The sequence below is a fragment of the Sinomonas sp. genome, assembly GCF_051955515.1.
In the GTDB taxonomy this organism is placed as follows: domain Bacteria; phylum Actinomycetota; class Actinomycetes; order Actinomycetales; family Micrococcaceae; genus Sinomonas.
Genome location: NZ_JBQCGQ010000180.1, coordinates 1 through 2628, shown reverse-complemented (window position 1 = coordinate 2628; position 2628 = coordinate 1). Strand labels below are relative to the sequence as shown.

Genomic DNA, 2628 nt, shown 5'->3' with positions numbered 1-2628 from the left:
ACATCCAGGCCGCCTCGGTCGTCGTGATCTGCGAACCACAGCTCAAGCCCACCATCGAATGGCAGGCCATAGCCCGAGCGCGACGCATGGGACAACTCGAATCAGTCCAAGTCCATCGCCTTCTCTCCGAAGAAGGAGTCGATCGACGTCTCACTGAGATTCTTGCCCGCAAACAAAAGCTCTTCGACGACTTCGCCCGCGTCAGCGAAACAGCCGACAGCGCGCCTGAAGCCTTCGATATCTCCGAAGCCGAGCTGGCGCGCGACATCGTCGCGGCCGAGAAGGAACGCCTCCTTGCACGGCCCCCAACAGGTTCTGTGAGCCCCGAGCCAAGTGCGGCAATCCCCGAAGCATGACCCCGGAATAGGCAGCCCGGAAAGGGGCGTCCGTGAGGGACCTCGATCATGGGGCACCCGGACCAGCCGCTAGTCCGGAGGAAGAACATCGACGGGTTGTTGATCATGTCATGGACGAGCCAGCTGATCGGGGGAATTCCGCAGGGTATCCTGCGGCCATCAAATACCCATCGAAAACACCCGTGACCGATCGGGAATAAACCGGTAGAATTCACATCGGGGAGTCGCCCGATTCCCCGTCTGATCAGGGAAAACGCGAGATTTCCGCAACCTTCCGGGGAATTCAAAAATCTCCAAGGGGTCGCAGGTTCAAATCCTGTCAGCCCGACCACGAGGCCGCGGTAACCTTAGGGTTGCCGCGGCTTTTTCGGTCGCTCACGAGGATGAGAGGGAGATGGGGGCGGCAACGCGCCGCCGCATCATGCAACGGCTTCATCCGGCGTTGACCGACGTCCTGAATCGCTTGGATGGGACGAGCGTCGGACGGGAGTTCAAGGAGCGCGCCGTCGACGTCTCGCTCTCGAGGTATCTCGCCGCTCCGATCGACTACGGCACCTCCCTCGCGGCCTTCCGCTGGGTCCTTGAACGGGCGGACGGCGACGGCCTGCGGCTCACAGCATCCGGTTACCTCAAGCCCGCCGACGTGAAGGCGCTGGCGGCGCTCCTGCCCACAATGCACGGCTGGCCCTTCACGATCAGCAGCGAGGTTCGTGCCAATCCCGTGTTGTACTTTCGCGATTACCTCAAGGCGGTGGGCTTGGTTCGCAAGTACAAGAGCTCGCTGCGGCTGGCGAGGGCGGGCCGCGTTGGCCTCGCGGACGATGCCGCCCTGTGGCGGCATCTGGCGGACACACTCGTGCCGAACGGTTCAGAGTTAGAGGCGGAGGCCGGCATCGTCATCCTCGTGCACGCGGCGACGACCGAGGGGAAGATCGACATGGAGGCCGTGGCTGGGACGCTGAGTGAGCTCGGCTGGAGACTGGGAACGGGAGACAAGATCACCAGTTACGAGGTTTACCCAGTCTGGAACCGCCTCTGGGCCGCGCTCGGAAACGTTGGTGACCCCGATTCGGGCCATTACTTCACCCGAATCCTTAGCGCTCCGGCGCGTGTGCTCGTCCACGATGCGCTGTTCGAGGAGATCGGCGACAATCCGGTCCAGTGACCACTCCGCCTCAGGCAGTGCCCGCCGTCGGGATGCCCTGCGCCGCGGCCCAAGCCCCCAGGTCGCGGCGCTCGATGGCGGCGGCCATGAGGTCAGGGAACTGATCCGGCGTGCAGGCGAAGGCGGGCACACCGATCTCGGCGAGGGCGGTTGCGTGATGGGCGTCGAACGACGGGTGTCCGCTGTCGCTCAACGCCAACAGCGCAATGAAGGTGGCGCCTGACCCGACAATGGAGGCGGCTCGCCGCAGCATCTCCTCGGCGATCCCGCCCTCGTAGAGATCGCTGATGAGGACGAGGATCGTCTCTGCGGGTCTCGCGATCTGGCTCTGGCAGTAGGCGAGGGCCCGGTTGATATCAGTGCCGCCACCGAGCTGCACGCCGAAGAGGACGTCCACCGGATCGTCCAGCTCTTCCGTCAGATCGACCACCTCTGTGTCGAAGACCACGAGCCGGGTGCGGATGGACCGCAGCGAACTGAGCACCGCACCGAACACGCTCGAATACACCACGGACTCCGCCATTGACCCTGACTGGTCGATGCAGAGGATGATCTCTCGCTGCACTTGGCTCGTGTTCCGGGTGTAGCCGATGAGACGTTCGGGCACAACGATCCGGTACTCGGGCTGGTAGTGCTTGAGGTTGGCCGCGACAGTGCGGTTCCAGTCGATGTCCCGATGCCGAGGCCGACGAGTCCTGGCCGCGCGGTTCAGGGCTCCCGTGACTGCTTGGACTGTCTTGGAACGGAGCCGCTCCTCGAGCTCCCGCGTGACCTGCCGGACAACCTGGCGTGCGGTCTCACGCGAGCGTTGGGGGATCGCCCGACCCAGGCCGACAAGCGTCGTCACGAGCCCGATGTCGGGCTGGACCGTCCGCAGCATCTCCGGTTCGAGCAGCAGTTGGCGCAGGCCGAGGCGGTCCATGGCGTCGCCCTGCATCACCTGCACGACCGTGGACGGAAAGTAGGTGCGGATGTCCCCGAGCCAACGAGCTACCCGAGGGCTCGAGGCGCCCATTCCGCCGGGCCCCTTGGCCGGGGCGTCGTACAGCGCGGCGAGGGCCTGATCGCGGCGGACGTCGTCGGCCGAGAGGGCAAATGACTGGCCGG

2 protein-coding genes and 1 pseudogene are annotated in these 2628 nt (G+C 64.8%); 2 read left to right on the top strand and 1 reads right to left on the bottom strand.

All coding sequences use genetic code 11. The features are described 5' to 3' along the window. Positions 1 to 356 (top strand): annotated as a pseudogene (locus tag ACTHL9_RS10150) (ATP-dependent helicase); the annotation flags it as partial. A gap of 394 nt (positions 357 to 750) precedes the next feature. After that, entirely contained in the window at positions 751 to 1521 is a 771-nt protein-coding gene (locus tag ACTHL9_RS10145; protein WP_440518823.1) for a hypothetical protein, read from the top strand. A 10-nt stretch (positions 1522 to 1531) separates the two neighbouring features. Here the strand turns inward: ACTHL9_RS10145 and ACTHL9_RS10140 are convergent. Beyond that, positions 1532 to 2628: VWA domain-containing protein (locus ACTHL9_RS10140; protein WP_440518821.1), on the bottom strand; the 1097-nt coding region annotated here is incomplete at its 5' end.